15 protein-coding genes, 1 pseudogene and 1 other annotated feature are annotated in these 15,102 nt (G+C 36.0%); all 16 genes and pseudogenes read left to right on the top strand.

Going from position 1 to position 15,102, the window contains the following annotated elements:
* The first annotated feature begins 306 nt into the window (after nucleotides 1-306).
* The 16 genes and pseudogenes from spoIIGA (at nucleotide 307) to DS745_RS17080 (ending at nucleotide 15,063) form a co-directional block, all read left to right on the top strand.
* Nucleotides 307-1,233 carry a sigma-E processing peptidase SpoIIGA gene (gene spoIIGA, locus DS745_RS17155; protein ID WP_129079453.1) on the top strand — a complete coding sequence of 309 codons (927 nt, stop codon included), beginning with the start codon at nucleotides 307-309 and terminating at the stop codon, nucleotides 1,231-1,233.
* Nucleotides 1,234-1,274: 41 nt separating this feature from the next.
* Complete coding sequence (sigE, locus tag DS745_RS17150) at nucleotides 1,275-1,994, top strand: RNA polymerase sporulation sigma factor SigE (protein ID WP_129079452.1); 720 nt, start codon at nucleotides 1,275-1,277, stop codon at nucleotides 1,992-1,994.
* Between the two features lie 175 nt (nucleotides 1,995-2,169).
* Nucleotides 2,170-2,955, top strand: a complete 786-nt coding sequence (gene sigG / locus DS745_RS17145) for an RNA polymerase sporulation sigma factor SigG (RefSeq protein ID WP_129079451.1) — start codon at nucleotides 2,170-2,172, stop codon at nucleotides 2,953-2,955.
* Nucleotides 2,956-3,091: 136 nt separating this feature from the next.
* Nucleotides 3,092-3,334: a YlmC/YmxH family sporulation protein gene (locus tag DS745_RS17140; RefSeq protein WP_129079450.1), complete on the top strand. Its 243-nt coding sequence runs from the start codon at nucleotides 3,092-3,094 to the stop codon at nucleotides 3,332-3,334.
* Nucleotides 3,335-3,459: 125 nt separating this feature from the next.
* Nucleotides 3,460-4,278: a peptidoglycan editing factor PgeF gene (gene pgeF, locus DS745_RS17135; protein ID WP_241657852.1), complete on the top strand. Its 819-nt coding sequence runs from the start codon at nucleotides 3,460-3,462 to the stop codon at nucleotides 4,276-4,278.
* A 14-nt stretch (nucleotides 4,279-4,292) separates the two neighbouring features.
* Nucleotides 4,293-4,961: a YggS family pyridoxal phosphate-dependent enzyme gene (locus DS745_RS17130; RefSeq protein WP_129080070.1), complete on the top strand. Its 669-nt coding sequence runs from the start codon at nucleotides 4,293-4,295 to the stop codon at nucleotides 4,959-4,961.
* 250 nt (nucleotides 4,962-5,211) lie between these two features.
* A pseudogene (locus DS745_RS17125) lies at nucleotides 5,212-5,511 on the top strand (cell division protein SepF); the annotation flags it as partial.
* A 26-nt stretch (nucleotides 5,512-5,537) separates the two neighbouring features.
* On the top strand, nucleotides 5,538-5,798 hold the full coding sequence (locus tag DS745_RS17120) for a YggT family protein (protein WP_129079447.1): 261 nt from the start codon (nucleotides 5,538-5,540) through the stop codon (nucleotides 5,796-5,798).
* Between the two features lie 17 nt (nucleotides 5,799-5,815).
* Nucleotides 5,816-6,589 carry a YlmH family RNA-binding protein gene (locus DS745_RS17115; protein ID WP_129079446.1) on the top strand — a complete coding sequence of 258 codons (774 nt, stop codon included), beginning with the start codon at nucleotides 5,816-5,818 and terminating at the stop codon, nucleotides 6,587-6,589.
* A gap of 96 nt (nucleotides 6,590-6,685) precedes the next feature.
* Entirely contained in the window at nucleotides 6,686-7,183 is a 498-nt protein-coding gene (locus tag DS745_RS17110) for a DivIVA domain-containing protein (protein ID WP_129079445.1), read from the top strand.
* 66 nt (nucleotides 7,184-7,249) lie between these two features.
* Nucleotides 7,250-7,467, top strand: a binding site (T-box leader).
* A 266-nt stretch (nucleotides 7,468-7,733) separates the two neighbouring features.
* The gene (ileS, locus tag DS745_RS17105; protein ID WP_129079444.1) at nucleotides 7,734-10,493 is read left to right on the top strand and encodes an isoleucine--tRNA ligase; all 2,760 of its coding nucleotides are present in this window, start codon (nucleotides 7,734-7,736) and stop codon (nucleotides 10,491-10,493) included.
* A 135-nt stretch (nucleotides 10,494-10,628) separates the two neighbouring features.
* A complete protein-coding gene (locus tag DS745_RS17100) occupies nucleotides 10,629-11,312 on the top strand; it encodes a TraR/DksA C4-type zinc finger protein (protein ID WP_129079443.1) in 684 nt (227 codons plus the stop codon).
* A 137-nt stretch (nucleotides 11,313-11,449) separates the two neighbouring features.
* Nucleotides 11,450-11,914, top strand: a complete 465-nt coding sequence (gene lspA, locus DS745_RS17095) for a signal peptidase II (protein ID WP_129079442.1) — start codon at nucleotides 11,450-11,452, stop codon at nucleotides 11,912-11,914.
* Complete coding sequence (locus DS745_RS17090) at nucleotides 11,914-12,837, top strand: RluA family pseudouridine synthase (protein ID WP_129079441.1); 924 nt, start codon at nucleotides 11,914-11,916, stop codon at nucleotides 12,835-12,837. Before lspA ends, DS745_RS17090 begins: the two co-directional genes overlap by 1 nt.
* A 215-nt stretch (nucleotides 12,838-13,052) precedes the next feature.
* Nucleotides 13,053-13,604: a bifunctional pyr operon transcriptional regulator/uracil phosphoribosyltransferase PyrR gene (pyrR, locus tag DS745_RS17085; protein ID WP_338324551.1), complete on the top strand. Its 552-nt coding sequence runs from the start codon at nucleotides 13,053-13,055 to the stop codon at nucleotides 13,602-13,604.
* A gap of 136 nt (nucleotides 13,605-13,740) precedes the next feature.
* On the top strand, nucleotides 13,741-15,063 hold the full coding sequence (locus tag DS745_RS17080) for a solute carrier family 23 protein (RefSeq protein WP_129079439.1): 1,323 nt from the start codon (nucleotides 13,741-13,743) through the stop codon (nucleotides 15,061-15,063).
* Nucleotides 15,064-15,102 lie beyond the last annotated feature (39 nt).

Below are 15,102 nucleotides of genomic sequence, written 5' to 3'. Positions count from 1 at the left end.
TACTAAAAGTAAAAGAGACTAACTTATTTGTTTTCTTCTTAAGAAGGAAATAGTAAGTTAGTCTCTTTTTTTTGTACTCTATTACTAAAATTATACAAAACAGTTGACAAATCTCTTTGTTGTAGAACTTAAATTAATGAGACCTGACGACAATTTAAGTGGAAATAACCTAAAATTTCTCTGATTCTATCGGCATAAACTGACAGACTTATAAATACGATGTGAGATATACTAGTTTCAAATTCTTTTTAAGAGGTTGTTCAAAAATCTATGATTTAATCTTTGACGATTAAGGAAGGAGCCGATATGGCTATTTATCTGGATGTCATATGGTTTCTAAATTTTTGTATTGACCTATTATTATTAGTATTGACGGCTCTAGTACTAAAAAGAAGCTTTAAGAAATGGCGGCTCCTTTTGGGTGCTTTAGTCGCGTCGAGCTCAATCTTCATAGTTATGACAACATTAAGCCCGTTATTTTATCATCCAATGTTTAAGTTAATTTTTTCATCTTGCATCGTTGTTACTGCTTTCGGATTTAAAAAAATATCATACTTTATTCAAAATCTCCTAACATTCTATTTCGTTAGCTTCATTTGTGGAGGTGGGTTAATTGCATTACATTTCATGTTTAATAACGAAATGGTTATTTTGAATGGAGTAGTAACAACGAAATCTACAGGTTTAGGAACTCCAATTAGCTGGTTATTAGTAGTCATTGGATTTCCAACGATTTGGCTCTTTGCTAGGAAAAGAATTGAGCAAATGGAAGTTAGGAAAGTGAAGTACGAAGATATCGTTCAAGTAGATCTATTTATACTAGATAGGCAAATCCAGTTAAAAGGATTAATTGATAGTGGCAATCAGTTACAAGACCCATTAACAAAAAAGCCCGTTATGGTAATAGATATGAACGATCTTCATAATAAATTCCCTAAATCTATAGTACAGCAAGCAAAACATCCTGAGATGATCGGTGATCCGAGTTTTGTTATTGACAAAGACTGGGAGGAAAAACTATGTATTATTCCATATCGAGGGATTGGTCAAGTAAATCAATTTATTATTGGAATTAGACCGAATAAAGTAATTGTTACATTGGGTCAGGGCGAAGAGCTTGATTGCAGTAATGTAATTGTTGGTTTAAATTTCACAAATTTATCTTCTGAGGGAGATTTTAACTGTATTCTTCATCCTCAGATGCTTATTCAAGGGAAAAAGCGTTTAGCTTAGTTAACAACAAAAATGTAACTGTAACTTTAGGAGGTACATACATGAATAAACTGAAATTAAAATTGACTTTAATGTGGTACAAATTGTTAATGAAATTAGGTTTGAAAGCTGATGAAATTTATTATATAGGAGGTAGTGAAGCACTACCTCCTCCCCTCTCAAAAGACGAGGAAGAGCATTTGTTAAGTAAGCTGCCTACAGGTGATAAAGCTGTTCGTTCAATGTTAATTGAAAGGAATTTACGATTAGTCGTTTACATTGCACGTAAGTTTGAAAATACAGGTATTAATATCGAAGATCTAATTAGTATCGGAACGATCGGTTTAATTAAAGCAGTAAATACATTTAATCCAGAAAAGAAAATTAAATTAGCAACCTATGCTTCAAGATGTATTGAGAATGAAATATTAATGTACTTACGTAGGAATAATAAAATTCGCTCTGAAGTGTCGTTTGATGAACCGCTAAATATCGATTGGGATGGAAATGAGCTACTACTTTCAGATGTTTTAGGAACAGAGGAGGACATTATTACAAAGGGAATTGAAGAGAAGGTAGATCGGAAATTACTCGTTAATGCACTTCATACACTTAATGCAAGAGAAAAACAGATCATGGAACTCCGCTTCGGACTAGCAGGTGGAGAAGAAAAAACTCAAAAGGATGTTGCAGACTTGTTAGGTATCTCACAATCGTATATTTCAAGGTTAGAGAAACGTATTATAAAAAGGTTGAGAAAAGAATTTAATAAAATGGTTTAAAAAATTTAGAAAACAATAAATACAGTTTTTCTAAAAAAAATTTTTAGTCCAAAGACCGCTCTGTATCAATGTTTATGCTTAAAAGTGAATTTCCACGTTTCTGAAGTAGTGCATATTTTTCCCACCTGAGGAGATACTTACTCTTGTACATCAACTCCTGTAAGGAGGGAAAGAATTGACACGAAATAAAGTTGAAATATGTGGTGTTGATACAGCAAAGTTACCAGTACTAACAAACAAAGAGATGCGTCAGTTATTTGAGGAACTTCAAAGTGGCGACAACTCGGCAAGAGAAAAACTAATTAACGGAAATTTAAGGTTAGTTTTAAGTGTTATTCAGCGCTTTAACAACAGGGGAGAGTATGTTGATGACTTATTCCAAGTGGGTTGTATTGGGTTAATGAAATCGATCGACAACTTCGATTTAAGTCAAAATGTTAAATTCTCTACGTACGCAGTGCCAATGATTATCGGGGAAATTAGGCGTTACCTACGTGACAATAACCCAATTCGAGTTTCTAGGTCACTAAGGGATATTGCTTATAAAGCATTGCAGGTAAGAGACTCTTTAATGAGCGAAAAAAGTCGCGATCGTGAACCGACAATACAGGAAATTGCCAAGGTACTTAACGTACCGAAAGAGGACATTGTTTTTGCCCTTGATGCTATTCAAGATCCTGTCTCGTTGTTTGAGCCAATTTATAATGACGGTGGAGACCCAATCTATGTAATGGATCAGATTAGTGATGATAAACAAAAGGATATTCAATGGGTAGAAGAAATTGCCTTGAAAGAAGCAATGGTTAGATTAAGTGAAAGAGAAAAAATGATTTTAAATATGCGTTTCTTCCAAGGGAAAACGCAAATGGAAGTAGCTGACGAAATTGGTATTTCTCAAGCACAAGTTTCAAGGCTTGAGAAAGCAGCAATCCAACAAATGAATAAGCATGCAAAAGCTTAAGGTAACCCACGGGGTTACCTTTTTTCTTTTTAGTGAGTTCTAGCAAAAAAAGTTTTCTTTAGAGTAATTGAGTAAATATAATTCAGCGCCAGTACATATATATGATATAAGCTAACTAATTAATGGGGGAATCGGCATGCTAAAAATATCTGAAATTCAATCGAAGGATATAGTAAATATTTCTGATGGCAAGGTGTTAGGGCATATTAGTGATCTAGATATTAACTTAGAAGAAGGAACAGTACAATCAATTATTATTGGGAGTACGGGAAGAATGCTTACATTTTTAGGTGGAAAAGAGTCAGAAATGGTAATACCATGGGAAAATATAGTGAAAATAGGTTCTGATGTAATTTTAGTTCGTCTAGAGGAAAAGTAATATTCACTCTATGGCTTTCGCATTGTTAATGCGGAAGCTAAATTTTTTTGAAGCGATGAAAGTCTATTTGTTAGTAGAAAAATATGTTAGAATAAAAAAAAGTATTAGGAATAGGAGTGTCTTTGTTGAGAGAAGAACCTTTTGTTTCCAATAACAAGCTGTTTTTATCGGTAGAGCCGTTTAAACAGGTCGATGATAACCTTGTTGTCGGATTTTCAACGAGAATAAATGGAAAAAGTACTGATTCATATAGCTCATTAAATATGGGTTTACATGTTCAAGATAATGTCTGTGATGTAATTGCTAATCGTGAGGCGCTAGCAGCTGAACTTGGAATACCACTTAGTAACTGGGTGTTTGCAGACCAAGTGCACGGTAATAATATTAAAAAAGTTTGTAAAGAAGATGTTGGTGCAGGATCTTTATCGTTGGAAACTGCGGTTAAAGATACTGATGGCTTATATACAAGAGAGAAGAACGTGCTACTTGCTAGTCTTTACGCTGACTGTGTTCCATTATACTTCTACTCAACAAGTGCTAACATTGTTGGTTTAGCACATGCTGGTTGGAAGGGTACTGTTGGTGAAATAGGGCCGAAAATGATTCGTATTTGGGTGGAAGATGAAAAGATACCTCTTGAAACTATTTATGTAGCTATTGGGCCGTCTATTTCTCAGAGGTGCTATGAAGTAGACGATTATGTTATTGATAGAGTAAGGAAAATAGTACAGAACGAGAACCTTGCACCATATAAAGAAATAGCGACTAGTAAATATTTACTCGACTTGAAAGAGTTAAATAAACAACTACTTCTAAACATGGGTGTTAATGCTAATCATATTTTCACCTCTAATTACTGTACATTTAATGAGAAAGCTTTATTCTTCTCTTATCGGAGAGAACAAAAAACAGGTAGAATGATGAGTTTTATTGGTAGAGTGTAGGGAGGACATAAATGGTGACTGTTAAACAGAACTTCGCTCAAATACACCAAGAAATACAAGAGGCGTGCGAGCGAGTTGGAAGAGATATTACTAATGTAAATGTTATTGCTGTGACGAAATATGTAAGTGACGAAAGAGCTCAAGAAGCATTAGATGCAGGGATTCATCATATTGGTGAAAATAGAGCTGAAGAAGGCCTGAAAAAATGGCATAATTTAAATGGAAAAGGAACATGGCATTTCATAGGTTCACTTCAAACTAGAAAAGTGAAGGAAATCATCGATAAATTTGATTACATTCATTCGTTAGACCGATTAAGCTTAGCAAGTGAAATTCAGAAACGTGCTAGTAAAAAAACGAAGTGTTTCGTCCAAGTAAACGTTTCTGGTGAAACATCGAAGCATGGGCTAGATCCTGAAGAATTATTTTCGTTTGTTAAAGAACTAGATAAGTATCCGTTAATTGAAGTAGTTGGCTTGATGACGATGGCTCCATTTGAAGACCCTGAAGCAACTAGACCATTCTTTAAGAAATTAAAAGAGCTTCAACAAAACGTACAAGCATTGAACTTGCCATATGCTCCTTGTAAAGAGCTTTCCATGGGGATGTCAAATGACTTTCAAATTGCAATCGAAGAAGGAGCAACCTTTATTAGGTTAGGCACTTCATTGGTTGGGGAATAAATAAAATTATGAATTATGAATTATGAATTATGAATTATAGCTAGACTTGCCCTGAAGCTTTCTCTTAAACATTCAAAATTCACAATTGACAATTCACAATTCACTAAGGGAGAGAGTAGAAATGAGCTTGAAAATGAAATTTAAGCGTTTCTTTGAACTAGAAGATGAACAAACTGATACACAAACAGCTAGAACTGAAAATCAAGAAATAGATGAACAATACGTGATAAGAAATCAAGAAAAACGAAGTGATAAAACGAATGTTGTGAGTTTACAAAGTGTACAAAAAGCGGCAAAAGTCATGTTGATTGAACCTAGAACTTATGATGAGGTTCAGGATATTGCTGATCACCTGAAAAATCGAAAAGCGGTTGTTATTAATTTGCAACGCATTAGCCATGACCAAGCAAAACGAATCGTCGATTTTTTGAGTGGAACAGTGTATGCTATAGGTGGGGACATTCAAAAGCTGGGGGCTAATATTTTCCTTTGTACTCCTGATAATGTTGACGTAACAGGTTCAATATCAGATTTCCTTTCTTCTGAATAAATATTTGAAAAGTAGGTGTTTAAATTATGGCTATGATTGGTAATCTCATCAATCAATTATTATTTTTGTATTCATATGTTGTCATTGCGTATATTCTGATGTCATGGTTTCCTAATGCAAGAGAATCTTCTATTGGACAATTCATTGCTTCACTGGTTGAACCGTACTTGGCTCCGTTTCGAAAAATTATACCTCCTCTTGGAATGATTGACATTTCTCCTATTGTTGCTATTCTTGCTTTACGTTTCGCAACAAACGGAGTTACAGCAATTTTCTCGATGTTTTAAGATAGGTATTTACAACCATGAGTGTGTATGATCATTTTCGTAAAGAAGAGCGTCCTTTTGTCGATCAAGTAATGGAATGGAAAGAAGGAGTAAAAGGACGTTTTTTACATAAGTTGACAGATTTTTTAGATCCTCGGGAACAGCAAATCTTAACGTCAATTATTGGACAAGATCCAGATGTTGTTTTTTCCTTATATGGTGGAAATGAGAATGCTGAGCGTAAACGGGCATTTTTGCACCCTCCTTATCTTGACGCCACAATAGATGACTACCAACTCTCGGCTTATAGGGTTCATTATCCCCATAAGTTTGTAAATTTGTCTCATCGAGATTTGCTAGGGTCTATGATGGGTTTGGGATTGAAAAGAGAAAAATTTGGTGACATCTTACTAGAAGAAGAACTAATACAAATTATTGTTGCTTCTGAAATAGGTAGTTATGTTGAAGCGAATCTTCAAAGTATTGGTAGGGCTCAGGTTCGTTTAGAACAAGTTTCTCTCAATACATTGATGTTACAAAAAGAAGAATGGTTAGAAAAGGTTATTACAGCAAGTTCCCTTCGCTTGGATGTTATTCTTTCGGAAATTTATCAGGTATCTAGGTCAAAAATTATGCCATATATCGAATCGAAAAAAGTGAAAATCAACTGGAAGTTAGTTGAACAACCTTCGTTCCAACTTCAAGCTGGTGATCACATCTCGGTAAGAGGGTTAGGAAGAAGTAAACTAATTACTGTACAAGGTAAAACGAAAAAAGATAAATGGCGTCTTGATATTGGTTTGCGAAAATAGCTGATAATATTTGCAGGAATTTTACTATTTATGTCGAAATAACTAATAATCTGGTTTCTCTATCTATTATTTGCGAATAAATTTGGAGGTGGCAATATGCCCTTAACACCATTAGACATTCATAACAAGGAATTCAACAGGGGTTTTCGTGGTTATGATGAAGATGAAGTAAATGAGTTTTTAGATCAAGTAATTAAAGATTATGAGATCGTCCTTCGTGAAAAAAAAGAACTTGCTGAAAAGGTTGTAGATTTAGATGAACGATTGGCTCATTTTGCCAATATTGAATCTACTCTTAATAAATCTATACTGATCGCTCAAGAAACAGCAGAAGAAGTAAAAAGAAATGCACAGAAAGAAGCTCAGTTAATTATTAAGGAAGCCGAAAAGAATGCAGATCGTATTATCAACGATTCTTTGTCAAAATCAAGAAAGATTGCCTTAGAAATTGAAGAGTTAAAAAAGCAAGCTTCTGTCTATAAAATGAGATTTAAAATGTTAATAGAAGCTCAACTTGAGATGCTCGGTACTGACGACTGGGAAGATTTAAGTAAGTCTCGAGAAGAAAGAAATGAGTATGTAAGAGAAGGTTAAAATTTTGGCCATTTCTTGACGTAGATACTATTTTTGCATATAATACCTTTATTAATTAAATGGATCAAACAGGCATGGATTGGGACAGTACTTTTTACTAAGCTAGCTTAGCGAGTCGGGGATGGTGAAAGCCCGATATAGTCATAAAAAGGAAAATCACCCATGAGCTTCACACCGAAGACTTCGAGTAGGCTGTGACGAGTCATTCACGTTACGAATTTCAAGTGAACAGCATTCGTCTGTTTATCAGGGTGGTACCGCGGGTTAACCTTCTCGTCCCTATTGTGGACAGAGAAGGTTTTTTTATTTGGTTGTTTTCGCAAAGTTTGTTGCTTTCGTAAAAATCCCAAAAGCCGGATTTTTACACAAAATACTAAGAATTCACAACTAAGTTAGTAAGTATTGCTCTTTTCTTATATAGCTTATTGGCTGATATCTTCATCTAGGGTATTTATCCGATTATTTTATTGTAAAAAAAGCTACAATGTTTACGAAAAGAGCCTTTTATTTTTATTACAATGTTTTTACTATATTAGTGGAGGATAAAATTATGGATTACAAAGACACATTACTAATGCCTAAAACGGAATTTCCGATGCGTGGGAATTTACCGAATCGTGAACCACAAATCCAAGAAAAGTGGAATGAATTGAATATCTACAAAAAGGTTCAAGAAAGAACAAAGGGTCTACCTTTATATGTATTACACGATGGACCACCTTATGCGAATGGAGATATTCATATAGGCCACGCCTTAAATAAAATTTTAAAAGATTTCATTGTACGCTATAAATCAATGGCTGGTTTTCAAGCACCTTACGTACCTGGTTGGGATACTCACGGATTACCAATCGAAACAGCTCTTACTAAAAATGGGAAAGTAAAACGTAAAGAGCTAACAGTTGCTGAATTCAGAAAACTTTGTGAAGAATATGCCCTTGATCAAGTTGATCGTCAACGAGAGCAATTCAAGCGTTTAGGTGTTCGAGGTGACTGGGAAAACCCTTATATTACTCTTCATAAATCATACGAAGCTCAGCAAATTAAAGTATTCGGCGATATGGCGAAAAAAGGCTATATTTACAAAGGTAAAAAGCCTGTTTATTGGTCTCCATCATCAGAATCTGCTCTTGCTGAAGCTGAAATTGAGTATCAAGATAAACGTTCCCCTTCTATTTATGTTGGTTTCAAAGTTAAAGATGGGAAAAATGTTTTACAAGGTGACGAAAAAATTGTTATTTGGACAACAACTCCATGGACGATCCCAGCAAATTTAGCCATTTGTTTACATCCTGAATTAGAATACTCAGTTGTAAAAGTGAATGATGAGAAATACGTAGTTGCTTCTGGGCTGTTAGAAAACTTGGTAAAAGTATTTGAATGGGAAAATTATGAAGTTGTAAATAAAGTAAAAGGTGCTGAACTTGAATTCGTAACGGCAATACATCCTTTCTACGACCGTGAATCATTAGTTATTTTAGGTGACCACGTTACTTTAGATGCCGGTACAGGTTGTGTTCACACTGCTCCCGGTCATGGGGAAGATGACTTTATCGTTGGCCAAAAATATAACCTTGAAGTGTTATGTCCGGTTGATGACAAGGGTTGCTTTACAAGTGAGGCACCTGGATTTGAAGGATTGTTTTACGATGAAGCGAACAAGCCGATCACAGAGAAGTTAACTGAAGTAGGAGCTTTACTAAAACTTGCATTTATGACGCACTCTTATCCACATGATTGGAGAACGAAAAAACCCGTTATTTTTAGAGCTACTGCTCAATGGTTCGCTTCGATTAAAGACTTCCGTGAGGAACTATTAACTTCTATTAAAGAAGTTGAGTGGGTGCCTGCTTGGGGAGAAACGAGACTTTACAACATGGTTCGTGATCGTGGTGACTGGTGTATTTCAAGACAGCGCGCTTGGGGTGTACCGATTCCGGTCTTTTACGGGGAAGATAATGAGCCAATTATCACAGATGAAACAATTGATCACGTTTCGAATTTATTTAGAGAACATGGATCAAATATCTGGTTTGAATGGGACGCTAAGCAGTTATTACCAGAAGGATTTACTTCGCAACAAAGTCCTAATGGCCAGTTTACGAAAGAAACTGACATTATGGATGTTTGGTTTGACTCAGGATCATCTCATCAATCAGTTTTAGTTGAACGTGATGACCTAGAACGTCCTGCTGATCTTTATCTTGAAGGTTCTGACCAATATCGTGGTTGGTTTAACTCTTCTTTATCGACTTCAGTTGCAGTCTCAGGGAAAGCCCCATATAAAGGTGTATTAAGCCATGGTTTTGTCTTAGATGGTGAAGGTAGAAAAATGAGTAAATCTTTAGGGAACGTTGTGGTACCAAATGATGTAATGAAGCAGCTTGGTGCAGATATTCTTCGCTTATGGGTAGCGTCAGTTGACTATCAAGCAGATGTTCGTGTCTCTGATGATATTTTAAAACAAGTTGCGGAAGTTTATCGTAAAATTCGTAACACGTTCCGATTCTTATTAGGAAATCTTCATGATTTTAATCCGGCAACAGACCGTGTAAGCTTAGAGAATTTACCTGAATTAGATCGCTATGTCTTAATAAAGTTAAATAAATTAATTAAAGAAGTGAAAGGAAATTATGACCTGTATCAGTTTGCAGGTGTTTATAATAAAATTCATAATTTCTGCTCTATTGAATTAAGTTCTTTCTACATGGATATAGCCAAAGATACGTTATATATCCAACATAAGAATGATCCTAGCAGACGATCAATTCAAACAGTCATGTATGAAGTATTAGTTTCTTTAACAAAGCTTGTAACGCCAATTCTTCCGCATACAGCAGATGAGGTTTGGCCATTTATTCCGGATGTAGAAACCGAAAGTGTACAATTAACAGATATGCCTGAGGAGAACACATCTGTTTATAATGAAGTGATTGAAGCTAAATGGGATCAGGTGTTAGAATTACGTGATGATGTTTTAAAGGCACTAGAAACGGCGAGAAATCAAAAAATTATTGGTAAGTCACTAACAGCAGGAATTAAATTATATCCAAACAAAGATGTAAAAGAATTGCTTACATCAATTGGTGAACTAGAAAAGCTATTCATCGTTTCTAAAGCTGTAGTTGCTGGTGATTTTGAAGTAGCGCCGACTGAAGCCCAACGATTTGAAACATTAGCCATAGTTGTAGAAAAAGCAGCGGGTGAGACATGCGAACGCTGTTGGGTTGTTACTGAAACAGTAGGCCAAGACGAGGCACACCCGACACTTTGCTTAAGTTGTGCAGATGTAGTGAAAAATCATTATTAAAAAAAGAAAGCAAAACAAGGCAGTAAGCCTAGTTTTGCTTTTTTTACATTCATTTAGCAAATCTTGTTTCGGCTAAGCTTTTATTGTAAGGATAAACTACAATTGAAACCATCTTTTCCAAAGGAGGTTCGTAAGATGGGTAAATATGATATGATAAAGCAGCAATTAATCACTGAAAAAGACCGTCTAGAGGAAAGAATCCGAGAACTAGACCGCTATGGCCTTAATAAGTCACTATCCTTCTCTATAGGGGAACTATCGGTTTATGATAACCATCCAGCGGATATTGGTACAGCTCAGTTTGAAAGAGAAAAGGACCTAGCTCTATTTGAACATATTCATCAAGAATATGAAGATGTTTTGGCTGCATTGGATAGAATGGAAAAAGGTACGTATGGAATTTGTGAAGTATCAGGGAATGAAATTCCATTCGAACGTTTACAAGCACTACCAACAGCGAGAACAACGATTGAGTTTAGTAAGGAAAAAGAAATTGCAAGAGAACGACCTGTTGAAGAAGATGTTTTAAAAGGCTTTGACGAGTTTGTTTTTGATGACAATGACCGAGAAACTGAATTTGATGCTGAAGATGCCTGGCAGTCTGTAGCCACATTTAATGATAATTCCATGGTGTTTGAGGACTCGAGTATAATTCAGCAAGAGTTAATTGGTTATGTAGAAGAAGTTGAAGCCATCGCTTCTACGGACATTGAAGGTTATAAAGGTGATGACAGTGTTGATTTTCAACGGAATGTCCACTACGATCACTATATGGATCAATTAGATCGCCACCTTGAAGATAGCGATGAAAATGAATAGAAGGGGTTATCCCCTTCTATCTTAATTGTTAGCTTTTATTCATTTTGTCGTTAGTCTGCTACCCCAAGATTGTTCAAAACTTACAGCTGTGCTAAAATGCTTAAGAGATGAACATAAGGGAAGCGGAGGAACTATAGGTGAGATATTACATATTAGCACTAATTGTACTTGTTTTAGATCAGGTAACAAAGTGGCTTGTTATTACACAAATGTCACTTCATCAACAAATACCCATTATTGAAAATTTACTTTATCTTACTTCACATCGTAACAAAGGAGCAGCGTTTGGAATTTTGCAAGGACAGATGTGGTTATTTTTTATCGTCACTCTATTTGTAGTTGCTTTTGTTGTTTATTACATAAACAAACATACGAGGGAAAGTAAGCTTTTAGGAATTTCATTAGGTCTTGTTTTAGGTGGGGCATTAGGTAACTTTATTGACCGTCTATTCCGTGGAGAAGTTGTTGACTTCATTGATGTTTATATATTCACATATGATTTTGCAATTTTTAACGTAGCAGATATGGCATTAGTTATTGGGGTAGGGGTATTAATATTACAAATACTTTTAGAAGAAGGAAAGACAAGGGAGAAAAAATAATGGAAACTTTTGAATGGATTATAAATGAAGAAGCACAAAATGAACGTCTAGATAAATGGCTTTCATCGCAAGAAAACGATTGGTCACGAACTCAGGTACAACAGTGGATGAAAGAAGGGAATCTTACTGTTAATGGAAATAACGTTAAGAGCAATTACAAGTGTCAAATGAATGATCACGTGGTTTTACATGTTCCTGAACCACAATTGCTTGATGCCGAACCAGAGGAAATGGATCTGGATATTGTTTATGAGGATGAACACGTTCTGGTTGTGAACAAACCACGTGGGATGGTTGTGCATCCAGCACCTGGTCATTTGACTGGTACATTAGTTAATGGGTTAATGGCACATTGCAAGGATTTATCTGGTATTAACGGGGTCTTACGTCCTGGTATCGTTCATCGTATTGATAAAGATACATCAGGCCTATTGATGGTAGCTAAGAATGATAAATCACATGAGTCATTGGTAAACCAATTAAAAGATAAAACAACAACACGGATTTATAAAGGAATTGCCCATGGTGTGATTGCCCATGATCATGGGACAATTGATGCACCGATTGGACGAGATAAGCAAGACCGACAAAGTATGACTGTTACAGATGATAATAGTCGTGATGCAGTAACTCATTTTACCGTTTTAGAGCGTTTAAAGGAATTTACTTTGGTAGAATGTCGGCTTGAAACAGGCCGTACACATCAAATTCGTGTTCACATGAAATATATTGGACACCCATTAGCTGGTGATCCAAAGTATGGACCTCCACGAACACTTAAGTTACCAATTGAAGGCCAAGCACTACACGCAGCTGTATTAGGGTTTACACACCCAGTAACGGGTGAGAGACTAACTTTTGAACGAGATGTTCCTGATGATTTTAATTACTTACTCGACGAAATTCGAAAAAGTTCTCGTTGACATAGATTTTAAAACCTGACATAATGAAGTAGACAAGAATATAGTGTTCCCTTTAACTACAGTCCCGTGAGGCTGAGAAGGAATTGTGAAAACGTACAGATAGTATATCTATGTCTGTTTATTACGTGTACACAGAAAACCTCTCATCAATGGGTGAGAGGTTTTTTTATTAGGGAAAACTAAGAAAAATTCTCTATATGAAAGGTGGAAATACCGTGTCAAAGGCTACTGTTCTCTTAGATGAACAAGCTGTAAGAAGAGCACTGACTAGAATTGCCCATGAAATTATTGAACGAAATAAAGGTATTGATGATTGTGTCCTAGTAGGGATAAAAACAAGAGGGATCTATATAGCAAATAGGCTTGCTAAACGTATTGAAGAAATAGAAGGCTCTCGCGTCAACGTAGGCGAAATTGATATCACTTTATACCGTGATGATTTATCTCATAAAGAGGGAAATAAGGAGCCATTATTAAATGGCGCATCGGTCCCTTTTAATGTAAACGAAAAAAAAGTAATCTTGATCGATGATGTTTTATATACAGGTAGAACTGTAAGGGCTGCATTAGACGCTTTGATGGATATTGGGCGTCCAGAACAAATTCAATTAGCAGTGTTAATCGATCGTGGTCATCGTGAATTACCAATTAGACCTGACTACGTCGGTAAAAATGTACCAACATCTAAAAATGAAATTATCGTTGCAAAGTTAACAGAAGTTGACGGCGTAGATGAAGTGACAATTGAACAAAAAACCTCCCTTTAAAGCAGTCCTGTGAGGCTGACAAGGGGTATACTCCTCTAACTTAAATTTGCAATGGGCAAATTTAGCTGGATGAACATACCTCTTTGAAAAAACAAAGAGGTTTTTTGTATGAAGTTATCTTAGAGGAGGAAGAAATATGAATAGTCAAAAAGAAGTAGGAATCAGAGAAATACCAAAAGCAGATAAGTGGTTAATCCTAAGCTTACAGCATTTATTTGCAATGTTCGGAGCAACAATCTTAGTTCCTTACCTTGTTGGATTGAGTCCAGCAGTAGCCTTAGTCTCGAGTGGTCTAGGAACATTAGCATACTTATTAATTACAAGAGGTCAAGTACCTGCTTACTTAGGTTCTTCGTTTGCTTTCATTGCCCCAATTATAGCAGCGACTACATTAGGCGGACCAGAAGGGGCAATGATCGGAAGTTTTGTTGCAGGATTAGTTTACGGGGGCGTAGCACTTGCAATTAAAGTAAGTGGGATTAATTGGTTAATGAATCTTTTGCCGCCAATCGTTGTTGGCCCAGTTATTATGGTTATCGGTTTAGGATTAGCAGGTGTAGCCATTGATATGGCAATGTATGATTTAACAGTTGATCCAAAGGTATACGTTCCAACTTTCTTCTTAGTAGCACTAGTTACATTAGGGATTACAATCATATCATCAATGTTCTTTAAAGGATTTTTCGGACTAATTCCTATCTTATTCGGGATTGTTGGAGGCTATACATTTGCCTTCTTACTTGGAATGGTTGATATGACTCCAGTGAAGGAAGCTTCTTGGTTCCAAGCTCCTGACTTTATGTTCATGTTTGTAAATTACACACCTCAGTTCTCATGGCAGATCATGGCAATTATGGTTCCAATCGCAGTGGTTACGATTGCTGAGCACATGGGTGATCAAATGGTGTTAAGTAAAGTAGTAGGGAAGAACTTCATTAAAAAGCCTGGTTTACACCGTTCGTTACTAGGTGACGGAGTCGCAACGATGATCGCTGCTATGATTGGTGGACCACCAAATACGACTTATGGTGAGAATATCGGTGTCGTAGCTTTAACAAGAGTATACAGTGTCTTCGTTATCGGCGGAGCAGCTATTTTAGCAGTCACTTTTGGATTTGTCGGTAAGATCTCTGCGTTAATCTCTACGATCCCAACTGCAGTTATGGGTGGGGTGTCAATTCTACTGTTCGGTATTATCGCTTCTTCTGGTTTAAGAATGCTAATTGACAATAAAATTGATCTTGGCAAAAAACGCAACTTAATTATCTCGTCAGTAATTCTTGTGATCGGTATTGGTGGTGCGTTTATCCAGGTATCAGGTTTTTCTATTGCTGGTATGGCTTTAGCGACAATCATTGGAATTTTTCTTAACTTAGTTTTACCTGGTAGAGAAAAAATTGATGTAAACAAGATGTTTAATGAAGAAGTAACGGAAAGCAAAACATCAGCAATTTCATAGCGTCATCCCTTTAATTAAGTACGAGAGACTTATAAGGGT

Source organism: Anaerobacillus alkaliphilus, from assembly GCF_004116265.1.
Classification (GTDB): Bacteria; Bacillota; Bacilli; order Bacillales; family Anaerobacillaceae; genus Anaerobacillus; species Anaerobacillus alkaliphilus.
This window is presented reverse-complemented; position numbering and strand designations above follow the sequence as displayed.

Coding starts and splice junctions, on each gene's coding strand:
- spoIIGA (WP_129079453.1), top strand. CDS start 307: ATGGCTATTTATCTGGATGTCATATGGTTTCTAAATTTTTGTATTGAC.
- sigE (WP_129079452.1), top strand. CDS start 1,275: ATGAATAAACTGAAATTAAAATTGACTTTAATGTGGTACAAATTGTTA.
- DS745_RS17140 (WP_129079450.1), top strand. CDS start 3,092: ATGCTAAAAATATCTGAAATTCAATCGAAGGATATAGTAAATATTTCT.
- DS745_RS17120 (WP_129079447.1), top strand. CDS start 5,538: ATGGCTATGATTGGTAATCTCATCAATCAATTATTATTTTTGTATTCA.
- DS745_RS17115 (WP_129079446.1), top strand. CDS start 5,816: ATGAGTGTGTATGATCATTTTCGTAAAGAAGAGCGTCCTTTTGTCGAT.
- DS745_RS17110 (WP_129079445.1), top strand. CDS start 6,686: ATGCCCTTAACACCATTAGACATTCATAACAAGGAATTCAACAGGGGT.
- ileS (WP_129079444.1), top strand. CDS start 7,734: ATGGATTACAAAGACACATTACTAATGCCTAAAACGGAATTTCCGATG.
- DS745_RS17100 (WP_129079443.1), top strand. CDS start 10,629: ATGGGTAAATATGATATGATAAAGCAGCAATTAATCACTGAAAAAGAC.
- DS745_RS17090 (WP_129079441.1), top strand. CDS start 11,914: ATGGAAACTTTTGAATGGATTATAAATGAAGAAGCACAAAATGAACGT.
- DS745_RS17080 (WP_129079439.1), top strand. CDS start 13,741: ATGAATAGTCAAAAAGAAGTAGGAATCAGAGAAATACCAAAAGCAGAT.